Source organism: Photobacterium sp. GB-56 (assembly GCF_003026105.1).
Classification (GTDB): Bacteria; Pseudomonadota; Gammaproteobacteria; order Enterobacterales; family Vibrionaceae; genus Photobacterium.
In genome coordinates, this window is record NZ_PYNW01000003.1 from 119,757 (window position 1) to 144,903 (window position 25,147).

Consider the following 25,147-nt stretch of genomic DNA (forward strand, 5'->3'; position numbering starts at 1 on the left):
CAAGCATCTTGAAGTTACTTGGGTACAAAGGGAAGCCATGTGCTTCCCTTTTTACTATTTAACGAGAACAGAGTTAATGGCAAGTTATAAAACGCGTTTTCCTATGATGGGAACCTTTATTGATCTTGTGGTTCATCATGAACGTGGTGAAGCATTGATCAAAGAATGTTATCTGCAACTTCAAGAATTTACTCAACGTTTTACGGTTAATCAGACGCAATCTGAACTGATGCGCGTCAATAACTACGCAGGCATTCGAGCTGTCCGTGTAAAGCCGGATCTTTATGCGCTGATTAAGAAATCAAAAGCGATCAGTGTCGATCCTCAAAATCCGTTTAATGTGGCGATTGGGCCACTGGTTAAAACATGGCATATCGGTTTTAAAGATGCCAAGTTACCCACCGATGTGGAGCTTGCGGAAAAATTACAGCTTGTCGATCCATCAAACATTATCCTAGATGATGACTATCAGTCGGTATACCTTTCTCAAACGGGTATGCAGATAGATTTAGGCGCTATCGCTAAGGGATATTTTGCTGATCGGATCAAAGATTTTCTTACCGCTAACGGGGTCGAGCATGGCTTTATTAACCTTGGTGGTAATGTACTGACCATTGGTTACTCGCCTGAGAATGCTTCACAAACATGGAATGTCGGTATTCAAAACCCGCTGGCAGCTTCGCGTGGCGATATCTGCCGAGTTGTGCCTTTAAGAGATTATTCAATGGTAACGTCTGGCATTAATGAACGTTATTTTGAATACCATGGGCAGCGATACCATCACCTTCTTGATGGGCAAACGGGCAAGCCTATCTCAACCAATATCGCGAGTGTGACGATTATTTCAAAGCTCTCTGTTGATGGTGAAATATGGAGCACTGCTGGTTTTTTATCATCCATTGATGATGCGCTTGCTTATCTTAATCGTCAGGCAGGGATTGAGGCGGTATTGATCTCAAATCAAGGTGACGTTTTTGTCACTCATGGCCTAACTGATAACGGTACAGTTATTCAGATGCGCTAAATAGCAATATTTGACTATTAAAGTGAAATACAGCTCTATGTTTTCCTGTTTTTACCACTTAAAACAACAAAAAATGTGTAAGTTGCATTTCCTACATTGCTCCATGATGATAAGTTTCTCACACAGATAGATGACTGGCTGGTATTTGAGTTTGTCAGTGTTTGTACAAATGAAACGATATTATTCAATTGCCAATTATTCGGTATGGAGAAATGAACATGGCGTGCTCAGCGATCAAAACAGCGGTTATTGGTTATGGTTTTTCAGCTCAAACCTTTCATATTCCATTTATTACAAGCCTAAAAGAGTTTGAGCTAACGGCGATAAGCACAAGTAAGCAACAACAACTTCAAGAAGATTGGCCATTAATTCAACATTTTGATAGTGCAGAAGCGCTGATAACCTCCTCCGATGCTGAATTAGTGATCATTACCGCGCCAAATGATGTCCACTTTCAGTTAGCGAAAGCAGCCTTAGAGAATGGTAAACACGTCATTATTGAAAAGCCATTTGTCACCAAGGTTGAAGATGGAGAAGTACTGATCGCATTAGCAAAAGAAAAGGGGCTAATGCTGAGTATTTACCACAATCGACGTTGGGATGGTGACTTTCTTACCGTGAAAAAAATGATCGATGAAAAACGTTTTGGAGAGTTAAAACATTTTGAATCTCACTTCGATCGCTTTCGTCCTGTGGTTCGCGAACGTTGGAAAGAGCAAGCCGCAGATGGTGGCGGCATATTATTTGATTTAGGATCACATCTGCTGGATCAATCGATCACCTTGTTTGGATTACCAGACGCGATCACGGCAGATTGTAGAGTCACGCGTAAAGGCTCTAATAATGTTGATTACTTCCACTTACTTTTACATTACTCAACTCACCTTGTTGTGCTTCATGGCGACATGATAAGTGCTGGCGAAAATAAGCGTTTTACTATTAAAGGTACTGGTGGCTGTTATGAAAAGCTGAGTATTGATCCGCAAGAGCAATACTTAGTTTCTGGTGTTATGCCTGTAAATGAAGATTGGTTAGCAGAATCACCGTCTCAGTATGGCAACTTTTATGATGAGCAAAGTTGTACGCCTGTGCCAACAGTGAAAGGGTGTTATCAGGAATATTATCACCAAGTGGCTAAAGCCATTCGCCAAGGTGTGACATGTCCAGTTAAAGCAGAAGATGCGCTTTTAAATATTAAGTTAATAGAGTTGGCGTTGGAAAGCAGCCGTTTAGGTAAGAAAATACAACTTAAAGATGCTGTCTAAATACACTCTCAATAGGCGTTTAGATATTTAAGAACGCTAATCAGTTTTAAATAAAAGCCAAACTTAACTTTTTAAGTTTGGCTTAGTTTCTCCGTTCAATGAAATTAGATTGGTCTAATTACACCGTTTTCATCTGTACTCCAGTCGACCATAGCATTATTTTTACCCACTAATCGACTTATGCTACTGACAAAATGACTTTCATCTGTGTTGGTATTATGACTATAAATTAAACCATAGAATTCATGAGCAAAAGCGTCAACGGTTTTGATACCATTATCATTTGAGAAGGTAAAAGTACCACCTAAATACACTTGGTCGGATTCGACTTCTTGAATATTGGCTTCTTGATCTGTTGCCTCTGGTATTTTAATAAAATTTGTTTCTTTTTGTGTGTTAGCAATATTATTTTGATTGAGCTTAAAAGTATTTGTGTTTTGATTAATTAAAGGTGCATGAAATTGTATGTCTTTAATCGTGCTTATCTGAATCTTATCAGCTTGCTTTTGAACAGATAAAGTCCCTGATATCTCTTCAATACTCAACCCTTCATTATGATTGCCACTATCGATAACTGCACAAGTATTATCGGTTTCGCCAATGTTAAGATCTTTTGCACAGTTTAGGGCGCTTTCAGTAATAACTAAAAAAGTATCATAGTTAACTTGTGCGTATTGCTTTTTAACATCAGATGTTAAATTACCAAGATCAAGTGGAGTAGCTTTGTCTGTACCACCACCACCACCGCCACCGCTATTATTATCGTCATTACCGCCGCCACCGCCACAACCCACTAATATTGTTGAAATGAGTACGAATAGGCATAACTTTTTCATATAAAAACCTTTTTAAAAATGTGGGAAAATGTCATGTAAATAGATATATTTGAAAGATAATCAGCAAATAAATGTTAATAAATCAATTTTAAGTGACTGATTTAATTTGGTTATCGTTTTTAAGTTGGCTGTATTTTATTATTATCTATTGTCATGATATATAAACAAGCATTTATATAACCCATAACGAAATATTATGTTTTACATTTCTAATTATTCTTGATAAGAAAATTAATTAGTGGTTTTTTAAATGAGGTCGTGAAAATATTTAATAAGCTTAAAAAAACAAAGGTTATTGGTGATGTTTTTTTACCAAGTATATTTTTACAGAAGTATTAAATAATAAAGACGTTTTCTTATGGTGGAGAGTATATACATAAATAGCCGGTATTACGCCGGCTTTTAAATGTATTGTTCTCTATTGGTCATATCTGGAGAGTTTGGTTACTAGAAATATGCAACCTCTATTCGCTGGAGATTCCGCTGAGTCTACCAGAATGAGTTATGTATACAGTAAACGACACATCGAGACTAGTAGTGATAAGTGGTGCGTAGCTATTACTACCAGTCCAAATGCTATATCCAATAAGCTCGACTAGCTGTGACTCTATCACCGAGATGAGAGTCACACGTTTAGCTAGATCAGAAAATACGTTTTAGAACGGGGGTCTTGCAGATAAGATAGCCAATAGCAAAAGAACCGATCACAGAGGGGATAGCAATGACCACAAAGTTGATTAAGGGTGTTTGGGTCATAAAAGACTGATAAAAGTCTGCGGTAAACCGCATTGGGATATTCTGCACCACATAGGCAGCAAAAGCGATACGGGTCAACATAGAGCTCCATCGTCCCTTGGTATTGAATAGCATTTTGAAGTTATAGAGTAGAAACATCGACATCCCTATCACAGTGAATCCACGTATTGCCACATAAACCATATTAAGCATCTCACTATTCAGACCATAGCTAGAAGCTATCGTATAGATGAATAATCCCGCTACCCACATTAGAATTCCTAAAAAAGCGTGTTTACGTTCTAACTTATCGAGCCACTGATACCTATAAGCTAAGATACCAAAGTAAAACATGCTGATATACATCGGGAAATATTTAAGAAGGTGAAAGCCTAAGAAATTGCTACCTAGTGTTTCCATCAGATATAAGCCAACGAAATTGACCGGAATTATCATAATGGCAAACAGCAAGATCTTCCAAAGCGCCGGAAAAGGTTTATCAGTGTCAACCTTCTGATTCCCAGTACTGACAACTTGGAACAATGCAAATACCGCGCTAAATACAATCAAGGTCCAACAGAACCAGGTGACGCCTAATCCAATATTTCCGGTAAGGAAAAAGCCTTTAATGCTTGATACAGCAGACTCAATCGATCCACGTGTTTCGATCAAAAATAAGGTGATTAGTGTAGGGATCCCGAGGCGTTTTAGTTTATCCAACATAAACTTTCCAGCCCCTTTACGTTCAAAAGAAGGGATCACGAAGTAGGCTGATATAAAGAAAAACAGTGACATAAAAAATGACTGGTTGATGCCCTGGAATGTGCCTAAAATCTCATATTGATATTGCATTGATTCTTTGACATGGGGCAAATTGTAACCAATAGGATCCAGACCTGCCGTGGATGCACAATGGTGCAAAATCACTAATATCGTCAAAACCCACTTGATATTATCCAGATAGTCGTAGCGTTTCATTAGTGTTGAATTATTCATTGAGTATCCTGTTTCTATATGCATTTTTAATAAAGATATAAAAAGAGTGAGCCACTTAAATTAATGATAGAAAAATTTGATAATCTAAAATTATTATCAGTAATTAAATATAAAATTTGATAAGAAACTGACTATTTTAAAGTATCTTTCTTTAAGTTGTGCGTACATTATTGATCTTTATTGTAATGATATATAAACACAACTTTAGGTAATCCATAACCAAAAATTATGCTTTATATTTTTGTCTGTTTCATTAATAAGAAACGCATTTTCTGGAATTTATTTTCTTATTAATCGACTTTTATAGCATTTATCATTATTCATAATTGGATGATAAGGTGGATTGCTAAAAAGTAGAAATTCGTTTTAAGATGAGGTTGCTAAGGGTTTTTAATAAACTTGAAAAAACAAGGTTATTAGTAATGATATTTTTCAACCATATATAATTAGCCGACACTACGCCGGCTTTTAAATGCATTATTCAAAAAATGCTGGGTGATAGCTTACTTCACCTGTCGGAATTGAATCTTTAACAGGCAGGGCTAAGAAGTATTCAGCTGGCACACCTGTTAGGGTTAATTCTGGTTGGGCTTTAAAACCAAATCGACCATAATATTCAGGCTCACCTAATAGTACGAATCCCTCTGCACCATGTTCTTTTAACTGGGCTAATCCTTCGTTAATTAACGCTTTACCAATCCCTTTTCCTTGTTGTTCTGGCAATACTGATACAGGTGCTAAACCGTACCAGTTTGTAGCTTCACCATTGATCAGTACTGGGGAGAAAGCGATATGACCAATAACTTGATTGTTTACTTCTGCGACTAACGATAGTGTTAAGGCGTTAGAATCTCGTAGGCGGTTAACGATTAAGTGCTCGGTTGGTTCTGAGCCCGGTTCATGATGAGGATGATCTTTAAATGCACTGTAAGTTAGCGTTTCAATCACAGTAATGTCTGAATCTTTTTCTACTCGAATGATCATGTTTAACCTTTTTTCTTTAATACAAATAATTGATAGCCGTATTGACCTAAATAGTGCTCATGAATATGGATTTCGTTCTGAATATCTTTAATGGCATTGGACGTGAAATGTTGATTATCCAATTGAGCGATCTTGTTTTGTAATGGTGCTAGGTAGTTTGTCCATGACTGATCACTTTGGGTAAAGTGTTTAATCACTTCAAAACCTGCTTGCTGCATTTGTTTGACTCGCTGTTCGCTGGTGGTCATATCTGGATAGTTTTGCAGCCAGAAATCGACTGCTTCTTGGCTTGGATTATCGGCTAACCAAACCAAGTCACTGATAACCAAATAACCATGAGCCTTAATAAATGGTTTCCATTGTTTAAGTGCTTGCTCAACCCCCATGATGTAAGCACTGCCTTCAGCCCACAGCATATCAAAACGTTGCCCTTCAAAAGGCATTGTGGTCATACTTGCGCAAACAGTAGTGATGCGATGTTCAAGCCCGTTTTCAATAGCTGCTTCGTTTAAACAACTTAAGTTATATTCATCGTTATCTAACGCAGTGATATGAAAATCGCCATGTTTAGCTAATAAGGTAGTAACAACACCTTTACCACAGCCGATATCTAACACTTCACCAGATTTAATGGGCAATGTTTCAAGTGCTTTTAGTGAGTCATCATCACAACTAGGGCTAAGTCGTGCTAAATCATCAAAGATCGCTTCAAAGTCTGCCATGTATTGCTCATGTTCGTTCATGTCTTTTGATAGCCATTTTAATCGTAAGGCTTGTTTTTCAGTGAAACCTTGCTTCATTAGCCACTCTAAGTGAGCCGAGGGTGCTGCTGATTCCATTGATTGATGCCATTCTTTCATCGAATTCATACCCAGCATGGCAGAAAGCAAATCACGGGCTTTCTGTTTTTGGGCGATTTCTTCATCAAGAATATTTAGCCGTTGAAGTAGCAGATCTCGATCTATTTGGGCATCTAAACAGGATTGGCACTCTTTCAATGAAAGCCCGCCTGCTTGCAGTTGCTGTAACAGTTTTACCCGTTGCACATCTTTGTCGGTATAGCCACGATAACCATTGCTTAAGCGTGTGCCAGTGATCAGTTTAAGCTTTTCGTAATAAAGTAATGTGGAACGACTTAATCCCACCTTTTGCGCTAACTCAGAAATACGGTACATGGCAGCTTTCCCCTTTATTGATAGGCGAACTATAAACTATGAAGCTTTAGACAGGTCAAGGGTTTTGAGATACAAAAAAGCCGACATCACGTCGGCTTTTTCGTTTTATTGGTTACTGTAACTATTAATCATCCGCAATTTCATGGGTCCAGAATAAAATGCCTGTTGCAATTAAGCTTAAGATGATCGGGAGAAGTAATGCATATTTGAAGGAGTAATCCATCACTTGTGTTCCTGCAATTGCGCCAAGAAAGATGGATAACCATAAGCTGAAATGGCGAAAAAACGTGCTACGATCGCCTTCACCCATTAATAGCATGGCAATAGAACGTCCAGTATTAACCAAAAAACCTGTTACGTAAGTGAGTGCGGTTGATTTTTCAATGGTTAATCGCAGTGCGATATTTTGAATACCCATAGCAAAGCTTAAGAAGAAATTGGTCACAATTGGTTTAGCGATAGGCTCAACAAACAATGTTGCTGATAGCACTAATGTGACTAGCGCCATGATCATACTGCGATAAAAAGGTTTGTTAGCTATCGCGATAGCTTCGCCGACGGCAGCACCTAAAACAAATAATACAATAACCCCAATGTAGTGCCACGCTTGTGGTGTATTGCCTGAGGTTAACAGTATGCCCACATGGGTTGTGTTACCACTCATAAAAGAGATAAACAGGCCATTTTTCAGATGGATAAAGCCAATAGCATCAACAATACCTGCAATAAAAAGCAGATAGAAGGGCATGGTTGAATGAAGGTGTTTTTTCTTAATCATTAGTCATATTCATAAAGTTAGGTGGTAAATGTCCATCGCATGAAGCTCAATTATAAAACAGTTTTTTCTTGTTTGTGGTTTTGTGTCGACACTACTGTCGAAATAAGGTGTCGACAGCAGTGTCGATAGGCGAACATCCTATGTTTATTTCCTTTTAGTAGTAATAAAAAGTGAAGAGTAGGAGAGCGCGCTAGGTATAAGTGAATGATCTTTAGCTAATAAAACACAAAAATACCTTATTGGTATGATTATTGCTTTTTGTGATGCTTTTTGCAATTAACTGGAAAGATCATGAAAAGCTTTGTTGTTGCAGATCCCGACAAATGTATCGGTTGTGGCACTTGCATGGCAGCGTGCTCCGAAGAACATAAAAAAGTCGGACTGCAAAGCCATCCTCGTCTTACCGTGGTTAAGCATGACAATGCTACGGCACCTGTTATGTGTCGTCACTGTGAAGACGCGCCTTGTGCGGCTGTATGTCCGGTACAAGCTATTTCTAAACAAGCAGATCGTGTTGTTCTTAACGAGTCGCTTTGTGTTGGTTGTACATTATGTGCAGTCGCGTGTCCGTTTGGTGCTATCGCTTTTGATGGTAGTCGACCAATTGCGATGGCAAACAGTTACGATACCTATATCCCTTCTACTCCTCGTTCTAGTAACCCATCAACGTCAATTCCTAGCACTTTTGGTCAAGATATTTTGGCATGGGAACCGGGCGTGAAAAGTATCGCAGTGAAATGTGATTTATGTGGTTTTCGTGAACAAGGGCCTGCCTGTGCACAAGTCTGTCCTACTCAAGCAATTGTGTTGATTGATGAGAGTAAAGTGATGAAAGCACGCCACAGTAAACGTGAAAGCGCGGCTGACAGTGCCGTTTCTGTGAAATCAGGAGCTATGAACAAATGAATCCGTTAGTTTTAGTTTTATTTGCTGTGATCAGCTACGGTGTAGCAGCCCTTATTTCTTGGCTTGGTCGTAAGGATGAACGTGATAGTTTACGTTTGGCGGGTGTGATTAGTGCATTTGGTGGCGTGTTTGGTGTTTTAGCGGGTGTGTCTACCATTGTGGGTCATTATGACTCAGCCGATTTTGCACTGGCGACGCGCTGTATGGTGAATATGGATATGCTTTCAGCCTTAATGGTGGTGGTAATATCCATAGTGACCATGGCGGCGTCTATTTATTCGATTAATTATTTAAAAGAATATCTGGGTAAATCGGGTTGGAAAATCAATATCCTATTTAACATCTTTGCTGCGGCAATGACGGTATTAGTGATTTCAGCCAATGTGATCACTTTTATGGTGTTTATGGAAGTGGTCTCAATCGCATCATGGTTGATTGTGATCAGCGATGGTAGTTTGGCAAGTCGTAAGGCTGGTTTGAATTACTTTATTGTCGATCATATTGCTAGCTTTTTGATCATGGCTGCATTTTTGATCCTATCGATAAATGCCCATAGCTATGACTTTAGTGCGTTCACTACTACACCAATAAGTGCTGGCTTTGCATCATTAACCTTCCTATTAGCGTTAGTTGGTTTCGGTATTAAATCAGCGGGTGTTGGTTTACACGGTTGGTTAATTAAAGCCTATCCTATTTCGCCTTCGTACTGCTCTACCTTGATCTCATGTGTGATGGTGAAGATTGGTATCTATGGCATCTTAAAATTCAGTATTATTTTCCTTGGCGCAACCCAGTTATGGTGGGGCTTCCTTGTTCTTATCTTCGGTGCGGTATCGTCTGTTTTAGGCGTAATGTATGCGTTAGCAGAACATGATATTAAGCGTCTATTGGCTTACCACACGATTGAAAATATTGGCATCATCTTAATTGGTGTCGGTGTCAGTATGATTGGTATCGCAAGCCATCATCCAGTACTTGCGCTATTGGGCTTACTGGGTGGTTTATACCACTTATTAAACCATGCGATCTTCAAAGGCTTATTGTGTTTAGGCTCAGGTTCTATTGTGTACCGTATGCATACCAAAGACATGGATAAGATGGGCGGTTTGGGTAAGACCATGCCAAAAACAGCCATTGCGTTCTTAATTGGTACCTTAGCGATTTGTGCGTTGCCACCGTTTAACGGTTTTGTGTCTGAGTGGTTTATTTATCAATCACTATTTAGCATGGGTAAAGTAGGAACCGCAGCAAATATGTTGTTTGGCCCGTTCGGTATGGTAATGCTGGCACTAACAGGTGCATTAGCTTGTATGTGTTTTGTGAAGGTTTACGGTATCTGCTTTACTGGTGCACCGAAAACAGGACAAGCGGCGAATACTCGTGAAGTGGGCGCTGGCATGACAACAGCAACAACGATGTTAGCGATATTATGTATTGTATTAGGTGTGGGCTCGCCTTGGATTGCACCTTATTTTTCTGATATTGCATCTTCAATTCTTCATCTTGGCCCTGTTTCTGTTGCAACAGGCAGTGCGGTTTATCCAGCAGTGGCTGATCAAGCGATCCTCTCTACCCCTGTAATTGCGATTATGCTAGCGCTATTAGCACTGGTTCCAGCGATATTGCTTTATGTGTTCCGTCAACGTCGTTTGGTACGTCGTCAACAAGGTGATCCTTGGGCGTGTGGTTACCAATATGAGCAGCGTATGACAGTTTCTGCCGAAGGTATTACGCGTCCAATGCGTCATATGTTTAGCCTTATTTATGACAACCGTCCAAAGCAATCTTTGATTGATCGTCATGTCTTACCACATTTATTTGCGGTAGCTGACGGTAGTCAACTTGATGGTCGAAAAGTCTGCATTATGTGCTGCGCGGCTGCGCTATTTGTGGTGTTGTTCTTTCCTTTCATTTCAGGAGTGAGTTGCTAATGTCCCCACTTGAAATGCCTTCTGCTAGTTGGATCACGCTAGCTGTTGTTCAGGCTTTATTGATGCTACTGCTTGCCCCTTTAGCCACCGGATTTTCCCGTGTTATTCGCGCTAAAATTCATTCTCGTAAAGGGCCGGGAGTACTCCAAGACTACCGAGATATTTATAAGTTATTGCAGCGCCAGTCGGTATCACCGTCAAATGCAGGCTTTATTTTCTGGATCACGCCTTGGGTAATGGTGATCACTATGATGTTGATCGGTATGGCATTGCCAACCGTGACGCAAGTGTCACCTTTCCCTATTTCGGGCGATATTATTACCGATATTTACTTATTGGCTATTTTCCGTTTCTTCTTTGCGTTATCAGGTATTGATTCAAACAGTATGTTTGGTGGCTTAGGTAGTAGCCGAGAATTGACTCTTGGTATCTTGGTTGAGCCAATGCTGATCCTGTCGATTGTAGTTGTTGCATTAGCAATGGGTACAACCGATCTTGGTTATATTAGCCATGCGATGGCAAATGACAGCTGGCATTCGCCATTAGCGATTATCTTGGCAGGTCTTGTGTGTGCATTTGCACTGTTTATTGAGATGGGTAAATTACCGTTCGATAGTGCAGAAGCAGAGCAAGAGCTACAAGAAGGCCCTGTGACTGAATACTCAGGTGCTGGTTTAGCGATGGTGAAATTAGGCCTAGGTCTAAAACAGCTCGTTGTCGCTCAGTTCTTCCTTGCGATTTTCATTCCTTGGGGTAAAGCCCAATCATTAGGTTTCGGCAGCTTATTTTCAGCAACCGTGATCTTATTCATCAAGCTTTTTGTGGTTTTCTTCATTGCAGGTATTGCGGAAAACACCATGGCGCGTTTCCGCTTTATGAAAATCCACCGTGCTATTTTCCCTGTATTTTTAGTGGCCGTGTTGGCACTTATCTTTTTAATTTTTGGTTGGTAAGAAACAGTAATGACAAACAATACATTTGAACAATATGCCACTAAACCGCAATCAAATCGGATTGGCAAACAGTATGTCGATGGTGTGAATCATTTCTTTCCATCAGCCATTATTGATGAAGAGTGGCAAACAGATAATCAAGTGACCATCACGGTAAAAATGACCTCTTTGGTCGAAGTGATGAAGTGGCTTTATTACGATCAAGGCGGTTGGCTGACCGTTACATTCGGTAATGACGAGCGTACCTTAAATGGTCACTTTGCGGTTTATCACGCGCTTTCTATGGAAGGGGAAGTTAAAAGTTGGGTAACGGTAAAAGTACTGGTTGATGCCAATAGCCAAGAGTTTATTTCTATTACGCCAACCATTCCTGCTGCCGTGTGGGGCGAGCGTGAAGTACGTGATATGTACGGCTTACGTCCAGTAGGTTTACCTGATGAACGTCGTTTAGTCCTTCCTGATGATTGGCCTGAAGATCTCCACCCACTACGTAAAGATGCGATGGATTACCGTCAGCGTCCACAGCCAACAACCGAAACAGAAACCTATAACTTTGATAACCAGTTAGGTGATGACAGCAACCGTATTGTACCTGTTGGTCCATTACACATTACCTCTGATGAACCGGGTCACTTCCGTTTATTCGTTGATGGTGAAGACATTGTTGATGCGGACTACCGCATGTTCTACGTTCACCGTGGGATGGAAAAACTGGCAGAAACACGCATGGGTTACCACGAGGTTGCGCAGTTAACGGATCGTGTTTGTGGTATTTGTGGCTTTACTCATAGTGTCGGTTACAGCAACACGATTGAAAATGCATTATCGGTTGATGTGCCATTCCGCGCCAAGATGATCCGCACTGTTTTACTTGAAGTTGAACGTCTACACAGTCACTTACTAAACATTGGTTTATCTAGCCACTTTGTTGGTTTTGACTCAGGTTTCATGCAGTTCTTCCGTGTCCGTGAAAAGACTATGGAGCTTGCTGAGTTACTAACAGGTGCCCGTAAAACTTACGGTATGAACTTGATTGGTGGTGTACGTCGAGATTTTCTTAAAGATCAACGCTTAAAAGGTATAGCGATGGTCAAAGAAGTACGCAAAACCTTTTCTGAGCTGGTGGAAGTGCTTCTAGCAACACCTAATATCGAAAGCCGTATTGCAGGTGTAGGTATTTTGTCGAAGCAAGTTGCTCGTGATTACAGCCCTGTTGGTCCACTTATTCGTGCTAGCGGCTTTAAGCGTGATGTACGTATTATTCATGGACAATCTTTAGAGTCTTACGGTGATGTTCCAATGGAATTACAAACCATGGACGGCGGTGATGTGCAATCACGTGTGATGGTTCGTATCCGTGAAGTATTTGATTCACTAAATATTGTTGAATACGGCCTTGATCACCTACCACCGGGTGCAATTCTCACTGAAGGTTTTAACTACGTACCGAATAAGTTTGCGTTGGGCTTTACTGAAGCGCCGCGTGGTGAAAACGTGCACTGGAGCATGACAGGGGATAACCAAAAACTATTCCGCTGGCGTTGTCGTGCAGCAACGTATGCGAACTGGCCGACGTTACGCTACATGTTACGAGGTAACACCGTTGCTGATGCGCCGCTAATTATCGGTAGTTTAGATCCATGTTACTCATGTACTGACCGTGTCACCATTGTTGATACCAAGAAGAAGCGTAGCAAAACTATTCCTTATAAAGCGATTGAGCAGTACAGCATCGACCGTAAAAATTCACCGTTTAAGCTGTAGGAGGCGTTGTGTTTAAGTTATTAAAGACCGTCTTAAAAACCGGTGAAGTCACAACCAAATACCCATTTGCACCATTGGAAGTGAATGAAGACTTCCGTGGTAAGCCAGAGCTAGATGCGGATCAGTGTCTGTCTTGTGCTGCCTGTATGCGTGCTTGTCCTGCCAATGCGTTAGTGATGGAAACTGACGAAAAAGCCGGTACACGCCGTTGGGAATTGTCGATGGCGCGATGCATTTACTGTGGTCGCTGTGAAGAAGTCTGCCCAACGAAAGCCATTAAGCTGTCGCAGAACTTTGAGTTAGCGGTAACCCGTAAAGAAGATCTGTATGAACATGCGGTGTTCCAACTGGCGAATTGTCGCCAATGTGAGCGTCCGTTTGTAGCGAAAAAGCTATTGGACTATGTGCTAGACACCTTGGCACAAACGGGTGTTTCAGCGGATCAATTAGAGTTACGTCGCCAACAATTAGAAACCTGTCCTGAATGTCGTCGCAGTAACAATATGCTAGATAGCGAAAACGTTAGCCATCTACGTTACCTTGAGGAGGAAATGTGAAAGGTATTAAACAGCTAAATGGTACAGCTCATACCCAAACTGTTCCTGTTCCATTACCGCCTAATAGCCAGAAATTAAAAGACGCGCTTATTAAGCAGATTCGTCGCTCGGCGTATGTTTACCGTGTTGACTGTGGTGGTTGTAACGCCTGTGAAATCGAAATTTTCGCAGCCACAACCCCTGTATTTGATACTGAGCGTTTTGGTATTAAGGTTGTTGCATCGCCTCGCCATGCCGATATTCTTCTATTTACGGGGGCTGTGACTCGCGCAATGCGTGCACCCGCGCTTCGTGCTTATGAAGCAGCACCTGATCCTAAGATTGTGATTTCTTACGGCGCGTGTGGTTGTGATGGCGGTATTTTCCACGACTTATATTGTGTCTGGGGCGGTACTGACAAGATTGTACCTGTTGATGTCTACATTCCGGGCTGTCCTCCAACACCTGCGGCAACGATTTATGGTTTTGCGGTAGCTTTAGGTTTACTTGATCAGAAACTGAAAGCGAAAACGCACAATCCTGATGAGCAAAAAGCGAGCCTTAAACATACTGAAATTCCACTGGATATTAAGGTGATGATTGAGCGTCAAGCCCGCTTACTTGCCGGTTATGTTCAAGGCCAACGTATTGCAGATGAAGTGATGGATGTATTGGCAACCTGTAGTGCGGATAACGTTGATAGCAAGATTGCTGCTTACTTAGCGGAAAAAGACGATCCACGTTTAACCGAAATCGTGAATATTCTGCTGAGCAAAACCATGGCTGCATTAACGGGACAACCTGCGTGCGGGGCAGAGCAAAAAGCGTGCTGTGGAGGCGAAAATGCCTAATAGCAAGATTGCCGATTTACCTGAAGAGTTAACGCAATCTCGTCACCTTGAGCAGAATGTGTATTTCTACAGCTTGGGTCGCAAGTTTGTTGATGAAAGCTACGATGTACCAGAAGAAGCCAAGCAAATTATGTACTACAGCTTGGCAATTGGTCACCATCTTGGTGTGGTCGATTGCTTAGATGCGGTATTGAAATGTTCAGGTCATGAGTACCTTGAATGGATCAGTGGATTAGACCAAAGCGGTGAAGCATTTCGTAAAATGAAAGGCTTTTTAGTGTTTGGTGAAATCACGATTTATCCCGAGCATTTAAACATGTTGGCACTGGCGTTTGATGGTATTGATAGTGCGACTCAAAGCGAGAAGTCAAAGCTGTTAACCGATGGATTTATTGAAGCCTTAGGGGATATTCATCGCGAACCAACCATGTACATGATGATCCGAGGAGGACAGTAATTGTGCTAGAGGAAATTAACCTCTCTTCTGTCATGGGCGTAACGGTGTCGAATGACGATGTTGATCTGTCGGTCAGCAATATTGTATTGACGGTTGGTAACAGCATGATGGCAGACGATGGTGCTGGTCCATTACTCGCAAAGATGATGAAAGAGAATCCGATTGCGGATTGGAGCGTGCTGGAAGGCGGCTCTATGCCTGAGGATTGCTTACACCTTATTCGTAAAGCAATGCCGAAACGGGTGCTGGTGGTTGATGCTGCAGATATTGGTGAAGAAGCAGGGGAAGTACGAATTATTGATCCTGAGACTATCGTTGATATGTATGTGGTGTCGACCCACAGTTTGCCGTTGAATTTCTTAATAGATGAATTAAAGACCTTTGTACCAGAAGTGATCTTCATTGGTATACAGCCTGCGATTGTTGCTTTTTCATTCCCTTTAACGGAAATGGTACAACAAGGTGTTGAGCAAATTTATCAACAATTACCAACTTGGCAAGGCTCGGGCGGATTCACCCACTGTTAGCAGTAAACTGCGACAGTGACGATGCTTAATCGTTGGCCTGTCGATAAGGTGTCGATGAGATGTGACGAAGTGTGTCGATGATGGTTATCGATACATATCAGACATGTTCATTGCTATAAATAAAGCCTGATTTCGATCAGGCTTTATTTTTTTGTCTTAAATATTAATAGTTTGCGTTTTTGCTGTTCAAGGTGTAAAAACTGGCATAGCTCATGCTTATAAGGTATCGCAATGCGGATATGTATTGCGATGTATCGACATCAACAAGGGATACACCATGAACCGATTTGTTTTTGCAGATCCAAATTTGTGTATTGGATGCCGAACTTGTGAAATCGCTTGTGCGTTATCGCATCAAGCAGAAAATACGGTAGCAGGAATGGCACCATCGGATTTTTCACCACGTTTAACCGTCGTGAAAAATGCCCATGTAACTACGCCTGTAATGTGTCGTCAATGTGATGATGCGCCGTGTGCTCAGGTTTGTCCCAATAACGCCATCGTATTAGAAGATGGTTTTGTCAAAGTGATTCAATCTCGTTGTATCGGTTGTAAAACCTGCGTTATTGCATGCCCCTACGGTGCAATGAATGTGGTGACAACGATGGTTGAAGAGACAAAAGGTGCTGCGTTGTTTACGCGCAAAGTACCGCAAACCCAAGCATTAAAATGTGATTTATGTCATCACCAAGAGTCGGGTCCTTCTTGTGTTCAAGTTTGTCCTACTGGTGCGATTCGAATCATTGAGCCTGAGACGTTGACTGAAACGAGCCAACAAAAACGTGAAGCAGCGGCAATGAGCGCTGTAGTAGCAACAGGTTGCTAAGGTGATTGTTTAATCACAATGCTATTGACGTTTATTATTACAACCTAAGGTTAGTATGAAAAAATCAATTGTTGTTTGTCCCTACTGTGGTACTGGGTGCAAACTAAAATTGGTTGTCGAAAATAACAAAGTAATTGCAGCAGAGCCTGCAGATGGCCGTACCAACGAAGGTCAACTGTGTTTAAAAGGTTACTATGGCTGGGATTTCCTTAACGACACCAATTTATTAACTCCACGCTTGAAGCAACCGATGATCCGCCGTACACGCGATGCCGCGTTAGAAGCGGTTTCATGGGAAGAAGCTATTGATTTTGCCGGCGAAAAGCTAATGGCAATCAAGAAGCAATATGGCCCTGACGCGATCATGACAACGGGTTCTGCGCGCGGTCCAGGTAACGAAGCTAACTATGTGATGCAGAAGCTCGCACGTGCGGTGATAGGGACGAATAACGTCGATCACTGCGCCAGGGTGTGACACGCTCCATCAGTCTCCGGTCTGGAGACAACAGTAGGTAATGGCGCAATGAGTAACGCCATTCCCGAAATTCAAAAAACAAAATGTTTACTCATATTCGGTTACAACGCGGCTGATTCTCACCCAGTTGTAGCAAGGCACATTCTTAAGGCTCGCGCTAATGGTGCGAAGATCATTGTTTGCGACCCACGTAAGATCGAATCTGCACGTGTCGCTGATCAATGGTTAGCGTTGAAGAACGGTTCAAACATGGCACTGGTTAATGCGTTAGCGAATGTCATTATTGAAGAAAACTTATACGACAAAGAGTACGTTGCAAATAACACTGAAGGCTTTGATGCGTTCCGTGAACTTGTATCTCGTTATACACCTGAAAGTGTTGAAACAACAACAGGCTTAAAAGCGGAAGATATTCGTTTAGCGGCACGTACTTATGCGGCAGCACCTGAAGCGATGATCCTTTGGGGTATGGGTGTTACCCAATACGGACAAGCTGTTGATGTTGTGCGTGGTTTAGCCGGTCTTGCATTATTAACCGGTAACTTTGGTCGTGAAGGTGTAGGTTGTGGTCCTGTTCGTGGACAAAACAACGTACAAGGTACCTGTGATATGGGTATGTTGCCACACCAGTTCCCAGGTTATCAGTCAGTAGAAGATGCCGACATTCGTGCAAAATTTGAAGCGGCTTGGGGTGTACAATTATCTGGTAAGCCGGGTTACCGCTTAACAGAAATTGGTCACAAAGTTGAGGAAGGGATCTGTAAAGCATTTTATGTTTTCGGTGAAGATCCAGCACAAACTGAAGCCGATCTTGCAGCGATGCGTGAAACCATGCGCAAGATGGAATTGGTGATTGTTCAAGATATCTTCATGACACAAACAGCAGAATTTGCTGATGTGATTTTCCCTGCGACAAGCTGGGGTGAGCATGAAGGTGTATACAGTAGCGCCGACCGTGGTTTCCAACGCTTCTATAAAGCGATTACACCACCGGGAGACGTGAAACCTGACTGGGAAATTTTCAGTTTATTAGCAACCCGTATGGGTTACCCAATGTCTTATCAAAATACCCAAGAAATTTGGGATGAGATGCGTCACCTTGCACCACTATATACAGGTGCAACGTACGAGAAGATGGAAGGGTTAAAATCTGTACAGTGGCCATGTCCAACTGAGGATCATCCGGGTACACCTTTCTTGTTTGAAGGTAATAAATTCAGTACACCATCAGGTAAAGGTCAGTTCATTGCTGCGGAATGGCGTGCGCCATTAGAGCAACCAGATGCCCAATACCCGTTAGTATTATCTACTGTGCGTGAAGTAGGCCATTACTCTTGTCGTTCAATGACGGGTAACTGTTCTGCATTACAGACATTGGAAGATGAACCGGGTTATGTGCAGATGCACCCGGATGATGCACGTCAGTTAGGTATTGACGATCAACAATTGGTTTGGGTTTCATCACGTCGCGGTAAAGTAATTTCACGTGCAAACTATAATGAGCGTGTAAATAAAGGCGTGGTATACATGACTTACCAATGGTGGATTGGTGCATGTAATGAATTAACCATTGAGCATGTGGATCCGATTTCAAGCACACCTGAATTTAAATATTGTGCCGTTAAGGTAGAAAATATTGAAGATCAGTCATGGGCGGAAAATTACGTACAAACAGAGTACAGTAATTTGAAAGCACGCTTGAAGAGCCATGTTGTTAATGCTTAATAACAAAAAATGAGTGTATTTGTTTATTTTATTATTCAAATAAACCATTAATGAAAATAAGGTTTCCAAGATAGAATATTGTATATTTTAAATTTGGAAACCTTATATTTCATTGCTTTGCTGTATATTGCTACTAGTCATTCATATCGCTCAAATAATTAGCATTTACTCTGTTTTTCATCATTAGTTTGCATTTATATTTATTGTTTATTGATTGATATCAATACTTGGTTACTAAAATGGTTGAGAATTGTATAATAAATGCTTGAATTATTACTCTCTATTCGAGCGACATTATCAGCAAGAGTTAATGCCAACATGGAACGCTTTGAAAGTGATTTGATGACTTTTTCTAAAGCCTTATTATCAATCAATGATATTTCAGGCGTAATGGATTTTCTTAACAATGAAGATCTATTATTTATCAATGTTGAACGTGTGAATCTACTTTTAAAAAATGATCTTGATAGTCAACCAAGCCTTTACTACCTTGATCAAGATAAACAATGTCAGCAATTTGATTACACTGGCTCAAGTATTGGATTGCATGGCGCTACCATGCGTGATTATTGCCATCAGATGGATGGTGAAACGCTATATCAAACTTTTCCTCAGCTAGAAAGTCATCCTGCGTATGACTCGGTTTTTAATTATTGCAAAATACCGCTATCTATTTGTAATCAACCTTTAGGTGCGATTGAATATATTAATCTAACTATGCCTGATGATAGTGAGAGCGAGAAGCAATTCAAATTATTTAATAATATGATTTCAGCAATGATTGAACATATTATAGAGCACCAAACGGCATCAACATTTACTGAAAAACTAACAACTGAAAAAAACAATTTTCAGGTTCTGGTTGATGTGACGAATACTGTTATAAGTCAAAGTACAAAAAAAGAATTGATAGGTTCATTATTACGCTTTTTATATCAGCATTTTGGTATGACTGATCTATCGATTATTCAATTACAAGATGGGCATTACAATCAACACTCTGCTTGTTTTATTAATAATGAAATTGATTATCAATGTCATTTCTTTACCAATGATAAACTAATTAAAAATGCAATTAAGAATAAACAGCCTGTATTTTTAAATGCGATAGATATTAAGAAAATGCAGGCTGATAATAATAGCCCGTACTTTCCTCGTAGTGTTAAAACTGCTTGTGTTATGCCACTCATATTTAGAGGCATTGCAGTGGGTTATATCAGTTTTATGAAGCCTATTGAAGCGCCATATCAAAATACGGATCTTGAGTTATTTAAACAGATAGCTGCGCGTGTTGCGTTAGCAATGCATAGTATAAAAACACATCAAGCGAGCATTCCAAATCGACCTATAACTAAGTTTGTAAACATCGATGAAGGAATGGGTGAGCACGTTATTTTTGACGATATTATTAGTCAAAGTGAAGTGATGAATAAAGTCCTTGAACAAGTTGCCCTTGTTGCTTGTTGTGACAGTACGGTGTTGATTTTAGGCGAGTCGGGTACGGGAAAAGAATTAATTGCTCGTGCTATTCATAAGTTAAGCCTACGCAGCAAAACGGATATGGTGAAGATGAATTGTGCCGCCATTCCTGCTGGTTTATTTGAAAGTGAATTGTTTGGTCATGAACGTGGCGCCTTTACTGGCGCGATTAGCCAGCGTGTTGGTCGTTTTGAGCAAGCGCATAAAGGTACGTTATTTTTAGATGAAATTGGTGATATGCCGTTAGAGCTTCAGCCTAAATTATTACGTGCATTACAAGAAAATGAAATAGAACGTGTGGGTAAGAACGCATTAATCAGTGTTGATGTGCGAATTGTTGTCGCCACGAATGTTGATTTATTACGCCGTGTAGAAGAAAAGAAATTTCGTAATGATCTTTATTACCGTTTGAATGTTTTTCCTATCCAAATTCCGCCATTACGTGAACGTGCCGAAGATATCCCATTATTGGTTAAACATTTTACCCGTGAATTAGCCCAAAAAATGGCCAAAACGATCACCGTAATTGCAGCAGAAGATTTAGCGGTTATGAGCGCATTTCCATGGCCGGGCAACGTTCGTGAATTGCGTAACTTTGTTGAACGCTCTGTGATTTTAACGCGTGGTAATGTGCTTAATGTTCCTGTTCATGAGCTAAAAACAGCGTCTCATTCTGCCTGTGTACCAACCGAGAATGCGCCTTCTGTCGGATTGGTTACCCCTGAAGCTACTGGTGTTATCAATACGCCAGAATCAACAGTGAAAGGTGACGTAGTTAAACCCATTATTAGTAAAGCAGACGTGATTAAAGCATTAAAGGCTTGTCATGGTGTGGTCGCAGGGCCGAATGGTGCGGCAAACCAATTAGGACTGAAACGGACAACCTTGTTATCTCGAATGCAGAAAATGGGGATTAATAGCCAAGATTTTCGAGGTGGTATCTGATGCGTTTTATACCAGCCTACATTTTTATTTAATTATAGGATCACTATTTTGACCACTCTTGAGGTGCAATCAACCGATGCCGTTAGTGATGCTTGTCAGCGTCCGATCATTCGCTATCGCAAAGGAGAAAGCGATTTTAGAGAGATGGATTTCATTATTGAAGAAACGCCTGTTGCTCTTGCGTTTAATGGCGTTGCGTACACCGTGATGATGTGTACTCCTCATGATTTAGAGCCGTTTGCGATAGGCTTTTCATTGTCTGAGGGAATTATCGATCATCACCGTGATATTCACGATATACTGATTACCCATCATGACAATGGGATCAATCTTGATATTACAGTTGCAAATCGTTGTGCTGAGCGTTTAAAGCAGAAACGTCGTTCATTAGCGGGTTTAACGGGCTGTGGTATTTGTGGTGAAGAAAAATTGGAAACCGTATGTCGGATGCTAATGCCATTGCCGATGACAGTTGAGTTTGATTTAAGTCATTTAGAACAAGCGTTACAGCAATTACTTCAACACCAAGCACTTAATCAACTCACAGGTGCAGCACACGCGGCAGCATACATCGATGCCAATGGGCAATTACTCGCAACATTTGAAGATGTTGGTCGCCACATCGCGTTAGATAAATTAATTGGTTATATCCATCAACAGCGTTTATCTGGCGGTGCTGTGTTAGTTACCAGTCGCGCTAGTTTTGAAATGGTACAAAAGGCGGCCTCAGCCGGTGTTGAAGTGTTACTTGCCGTATCTTCTGCAACAAAAATGGCTGTCGATTTAGCGGATCGTTTAAATATGACGTTATTAGGGCATTGTCGCCGTGGTCGAGCCGATGCTTATGCTCACCCAGAACGTATTTTTGGCATGATTTGATCTCGTGCTTTCATCGTACTTTACGCTTAGTTATCGCGTGAAGTGTTTTATAACCCTCCGGATTTCCGGTTACTTTTATTAAGAAGATATTAATATGAAAATGAAACATCTAATGTTGGGCTTGCTAACTACTTCTTTTTCTCCTCTTGCTTTAGCACACCCTGGTCACATTGGTCCTCACGCTTCTGCGTTCATGAGTGGTTTTGTTCACCCATTTACTGGCATGGATCACCTAAGTGTTATGGTGGGTGTGGGTCTATTAGCAGCAATGATGGGGGGGAAAGCGATTTCACGTTTACCTCTTGCTTTCATCTCAATCATGATTGTAGGTGCTGCATTAGGTGTATCAGGTGTTGTGATCCCAGGTGTTGAGCTAGCTATTGCAGTGTCTGTGATTGCGATGGGTGGCATGCTATTAGCGGGTGGTCGTATCTCTGCAAAAGTAGCGACAGGTGCAGTAATGGCATTTGCATTATTCCACGGTATGGCTCACGGTATGGAAATGCCTTTAGGCGCTACGGCTGTTGAGTTCTTTATCGGTTTCGTACTTGCAACGGCAATTCTACACGCGTGTGGTGTGGTATTAGGTAAAGCTATCGCGTCTTCAGCTGCTAATCGCCGTGTTACTAATGTCCTAGGTGTCGTTATGGCGGCATTTGGTGGCATCTTAATGCTGTCTTAATTCAGGGCAGTTAGCGTGACAGACAACATTGCACGACAATATATTCATATTACCGGCATTGTACAGGGGGTCGGTTTCCGCCCCTTTGTCTACCAACTAGCGACACAACATACGCTAGTTGGTTCGGTGATCAATGATTCAGAAGGGGTGAAAATTGATGTGCAAGGCTCTCTTGATACATTAGCTATTTTCACTTCGCAGTTAATTGACCAAGCGCCTCCTTTAAGTCGCATTGATGATGTGGCAATTCGCACTTTATCGCTATGGTCTGAATTGGAAAAGCCGAATACTTTTGATATAGAGCAAAGTCAGTGCGGTGACAGCACAACGGTATCTATTTCACCAGATCAAGGGCTTTGTGATGCTTGTAAGCGGGATATTTCCAATCCAGATTCTCGATACTTTCAATACCCATTTACCAACTGTACTCATTGCGGTCCACGTTACAGCATTATAAAAGCGCTACCTTATGATCGTGCAGCAACCAGTATGCAGGATTTTTCGTTGTGTTCTGATTGTGCCGAGGCATATCAAAATCCAGTCGATCGTCGTTATCATGCTCAGCCCATTAGTTGTGACTGCTGCGGCCCTTGGGTAACGCTTTATGATGCACAGCAGCGAGTAAAATCGAGCGCAGAATTACCACTTGTTGCAACCAAACAAACAGCGATTGAGCAGCTTGCGCAACAGATTAAAGACGGCGAAATTGTTGCAGTTAAAGGCATCGGTGGTTTTCATTTAGTGTGTGATGCCACGAACGCTCAAGCCGTGGCGAGTTTACGTAAGCTTAAGCATCGGCAGTCAAAACCGTTAGCCATCATGGCGGCAAGTGATGACATTGCTCAACAATTCGTTGAAGGTTGTGATGCGGAATGGAGAGCATTAGCAGCGCAAGCGAGACCTATTGTTCTTATGAATAAGCGGTTAGATATTGTGGCAGAAGAAGTGACACGAACAGATGGCGTATTAGCTGAAAATGTTGCTCCGAATGTACCGTATCTTGGAATCATGCTGCCGTATACGCCATTGCATTATTTGTTGTTTGATGAATTAAAAGCAATCGATGCGACAAGTACACTTGTTATGACCAGTGCGAACTTATCAGGTATGCCTATTGCCACTGAGTTAGCTCAAGTCTGTACTCAATTTTCAGGGAAAATCAGTGGTGTTTTAGATCATAATCGTCCGATTGTGAGTGCGTGCGATGATAGCTTGGTACATTATGCTGGCGGAAAGATCCGTGTGCTACGTATGGCAAGAGGCTATGCGCCTGTGAGTCATTTCGGTACAGGTAGTGAACAAAGTACAGGTAACATCACCGTTGCTTTAGGTGCTGAGCAAAAATCAACCATAGGGTTAGCATTACCTCAGCAATGGCTAATATCCCCTTATATTGGTGATTTAGACGATCTCGATACCGAGTTACGTTATCAAGAAACGGTTAACCATTTAACGACGCTTTATAATGTTAAGCCACAGCAAGTGGTGTGTGATAAACACCCTAACTATCATTCCTCTCAATTTGCTGAAAAATACCAAGCCAAAGCCAATTTAGCCGCGCCACTTTTAAAGGTGCAGCACCACCATGCCCATGTATTAGCTGTGATGGCTGAGCATAATTTAACGGAGCAGGTTTTAGGTTTTACCTTTGATGGTACTGGGTGGGGTGACGATCACACCGTGTGGGGCGGTGAAGTCTTACTTTCTATGCCACAAAGTTATCAACGTGTCGGACATTTACGTCAATTTCGCTTAATTGGAGGCGAAAAAGCGATAAAAGAGCCAGCTCGTTTGTTGTTTGCCCTTTTATTGGAATGTTACTCAGTCGATGCGATTAAAGCGATGCAGTTATCAGCCTTTAAAGCGTGGAGTGATATTTATTTCAATAATTTATACCAATTATGGCTAACAGGTAGTCAATCGCCTTATACCTCATCGATGGGACGTTTAATTGATGCGTGGGCAAGTTTGTTAGGTTTAGTTGATCGCGTTGATTATGAAGGTGAGTGCGGGTTGAAACTCGAACAAGCGGCAATGAAAGATCGATGCCATCAACCTATTTCTTTTGCTGTTGATGCTAATGGCGTGATTGATTGGCAACCACTTTTGGAATATGCATTACCACTGTTAAGTTTAGTTGCCGATGATTATCGCCCAGCATGGCGAAATTGTTTGGCGCACAGTTTTATTAGTGCCATTGCGAACGTCATCGTCACCATAGGACAAACGTATAAGCCATTACCGATTGTTTTAGGCGGTGGGGTATTTCAAAACCGTGTATTAGTTGATGAAGTGTTTGAAAAAGCCAGCACGCACAGTTTATCCCTTTTTTGTGGTGAATCACTCCCTGCTAATGATGCATCTATTTCAGCAGGTCAGTTGTGGTTTGCCATACATCAAAAATAAGAATGAAGAGAT

The 25,147-nt window shown here is 41.3% G+C and carries 21 protein-coding genes; 16 read left to right on the forward strand and 5 right to left on the reverse strand.

Going from position 1 to position 25,147, the window contains the following annotated elements:
- The first annotated feature begins 76 nt into the window (after window positions 1-76).
- Together C9J42_RS05105 and C9J42_RS05110 are read left to right on the forward strand one after the other, a co-directional pair.
- On the forward strand, window positions 77-1,024 hold the full coding sequence (locus C9J42_RS05105) for an FAD:protein FMN transferase (RefSeq protein WP_107246249.1): 948 nt from the start codon (window positions 77-79) through the stop codon (window positions 1,022-1,024).
- Between the two features lie 218 nt (window positions 1,025-1,242).
- Complete coding sequence (locus tag C9J42_RS05110) at window positions 1,243-2,289, forward strand: oxidoreductase (protein WP_107301735.1); 1,047 nt, start codon at window positions 1,243-1,245, stop codon at window positions 2,287-2,289.
- A 104-nt stretch (window positions 2,290-2,393) separates the two neighbouring features.
- Here the strand turns inward: C9J42_RS05110 and C9J42_RS05115 are convergent, their stop codons facing one another.
- The 5 genes from C9J42_RS05115 to C9J42_RS05135 all read right to left on the reverse strand — a co-directional run bounded on the left by C9J42_RS05115 (window position 2,394) and on the right by C9J42_RS05135 (window position 7,793).
- Entirely contained in the window at window positions 2,394-3,125 is a 732-nt protein-coding gene (locus C9J42_RS05115) for a hypothetical protein (protein ID WP_107301736.1), read from the reverse strand.
- 642 nt (window positions 3,126-3,767) lie between these two features.
- Window positions 3,768-4,856, reverse strand: a complete 1,089-nt coding sequence (locus C9J42_RS05120) for an acyltransferase (RefSeq protein WP_107206735.1) — start codon at window positions 4,854-4,856, stop codon at window positions 3,768-3,770.
- Window positions 4,857-5,333: 477 nt separating this feature from the next.
- Window positions 5,334-5,840 (reverse strand): GNAT family N-acetyltransferase, encoded by a 507-nt coding sequence (locus C9J42_RS05125; RefSeq protein WP_107287518.1) that lies wholly within the window; start codon window positions 5,838-5,840, stop codon window positions 5,334-5,336.
- Between the two features lie 2 nt (window positions 5,841-5,842).
- Window positions 5,843-7,015 (reverse strand): MerR family transcriptional regulator, encoded by a 1,173-nt coding sequence (locus tag C9J42_RS05130; RefSeq protein ID WP_107301737.1) that lies wholly within the window; start codon window positions 7,013-7,015, stop codon window positions 5,843-5,845.
- A 124-nt stretch (window positions 7,016-7,139) separates the two neighbouring features.
- Window positions 7,140-7,793 (reverse strand): YoaK family protein, encoded by a 654-nt coding sequence (locus C9J42_RS05135; protein ID WP_107206732.1) that lies wholly within the window; start codon window positions 7,791-7,793, stop codon window positions 7,140-7,142.
- Window positions 7,794-8,084: 291 nt separating this feature from the next.
- Here C9J42_RS05135 and C9J42_RS05140 point away from each other — a divergent pair, with 291 nt between their 5' ends.
- The 14 genes from C9J42_RS05140 (at window position 8,085) to hypF (ending at window position 25,135) form a co-directional block, all read left to right on the forward strand.
- Complete coding sequence (locus tag C9J42_RS05140; RefSeq protein WP_045083233.1) at window positions 8,085-8,699, forward strand: 4Fe-4S dicluster domain-containing protein; 615 nt, start codon at window positions 8,085-8,087, stop codon at window positions 8,697-8,699.
- A complete protein-coding gene (locus C9J42_RS05145; protein ID WP_107206731.1) occupies window positions 8,696-10,630 on the forward strand; it encodes a proton-conducting transporter membrane subunit in 1,935 nt (644 codons plus the stop codon). The genes C9J42_RS05140 and C9J42_RS05145 overlap by 4 nt, the downstream gene beginning before the upstream one ends.
- Complete coding sequence (locus C9J42_RS05150) at window positions 10,630-11,583, forward strand: respiratory chain complex I subunit 1 family protein (protein ID WP_107206730.1); 954 nt, start codon at window positions 10,630-10,632, stop codon at window positions 11,581-11,583. Before C9J42_RS05145 ends, C9J42_RS05150 begins: the two co-directional genes overlap by 1 nt.
- Window positions 11,584-11,592: 9 nt before the next feature.
- Window positions 11,593-13,347, forward strand: a complete 1,755-nt coding sequence (locus C9J42_RS05155; protein WP_005366168.1) for an NADH-quinone oxidoreductase subunit C — start codon at window positions 11,593-11,595, stop codon at window positions 13,345-13,347.
- A gap of 8 nt (window positions 13,348-13,355) precedes the next feature.
- Window positions 13,356-13,904 carry a formate hydrogenlyase complex iron-sulfur subunit gene (locus C9J42_RS05160; RefSeq protein WP_045132255.1) on the forward strand — a complete coding sequence of 183 codons (549 nt, stop codon included), beginning with the start codon at window positions 13,356-13,358 and terminating at the stop codon, window positions 13,902-13,904.
- The gene (locus C9J42_RS05165) at window positions 13,901-14,734 is read left to right on the forward strand and encodes an NADH-quinone oxidoreductase subunit B family protein (protein ID WP_107206728.1); all 834 of its coding nucleotides are present in this window, start codon (window positions 13,901-13,903) and stop codon (window positions 14,732-14,734) included. Before C9J42_RS05160 ends, C9J42_RS05165 begins: the two co-directional genes overlap by 4 nt.
- Window positions 14,727-15,191: a formate hydrogenlyase maturation HycH family protein gene (locus C9J42_RS05170; RefSeq protein WP_107246242.1), complete on the forward strand. Its 465-nt coding sequence runs from the start codon at window positions 14,727-14,729 to the stop codon at window positions 15,189-15,191. The genes C9J42_RS05165 and C9J42_RS05170 overlap by 8 nt, the downstream gene beginning before the upstream one ends.
- 32 nt (window positions 15,192-15,223) lie before the next feature.
- On the forward strand, window positions 15,224-15,718 hold the full coding sequence (gene hycI, locus C9J42_RS05175) for a hydrogenase maturation peptidase HycI (RefSeq protein WP_107206800.1): 495 nt from the start codon (window positions 15,224-15,226) through the stop codon (window positions 15,716-15,718).
- Window positions 15,719-15,995: 277 nt separating this feature from the next.
- Window positions 15,996-16,544: a 4Fe-4S binding protein gene (locus tag C9J42_RS05180; protein ID WP_107246240.1), complete on the forward strand. Its 549-nt coding sequence runs from the start codon at window positions 15,996-15,998 to the stop codon at window positions 16,542-16,544.
- Window positions 16,545-16,599: 55 nt separating this feature from the next.
- A complete protein-coding gene (gene fdhF, locus C9J42_RS05185) occupies window positions 16,600-18,744 on the forward strand; it encodes a formate dehydrogenase subunit alpha (protein WP_107206726.1) in 2,145 nt (714 codons plus the stop codon).
- A 261-nt stretch (window positions 18,745-19,005) separates the two neighbouring features.
- The gene (locus C9J42_RS05190; protein ID WP_107301738.1) at window positions 19,006-21,168 is read left to right on the forward strand and encodes a sigma 54-interacting transcriptional regulator; all 2,163 of its coding nucleotides are present in this window, start codon (window positions 19,006-19,008) and stop codon (window positions 21,166-21,168) included.
- A gap of 48 nt (window positions 21,169-21,216) precedes the next feature.
- Window positions 21,217-22,047, forward strand: coding sequence for a formate dehydrogenase accessory sulfurtransferase FdhD (gene fdhD, locus C9J42_RS05195; protein ID WP_107206724.1), 831 nt, complete (start codon window positions 21,217-21,219; stop codon window positions 22,045-22,047).
- Between the two features lie 94 nt (window positions 22,048-22,141).
- Window positions 22,142-22,729, forward strand: coding sequence for a HupE/UreJ family protein (locus C9J42_RS05200; protein WP_107246235.1), 588 nt, complete (start codon window positions 22,142-22,144; stop codon window positions 22,727-22,729).
- Window positions 22,730-22,744: 15 nt separating this feature from the next.
- On the forward strand, window positions 22,745-25,135 hold the full coding sequence (gene hypF, locus C9J42_RS05205; RefSeq protein WP_107301739.1) for a carbamoyltransferase HypF: 2,391 nt from the start codon (window positions 22,745-22,747) through the stop codon (window positions 25,133-25,135).
- The last annotated feature ends 12 nt before the right edge of the window (window positions 25,136-25,147 follow it).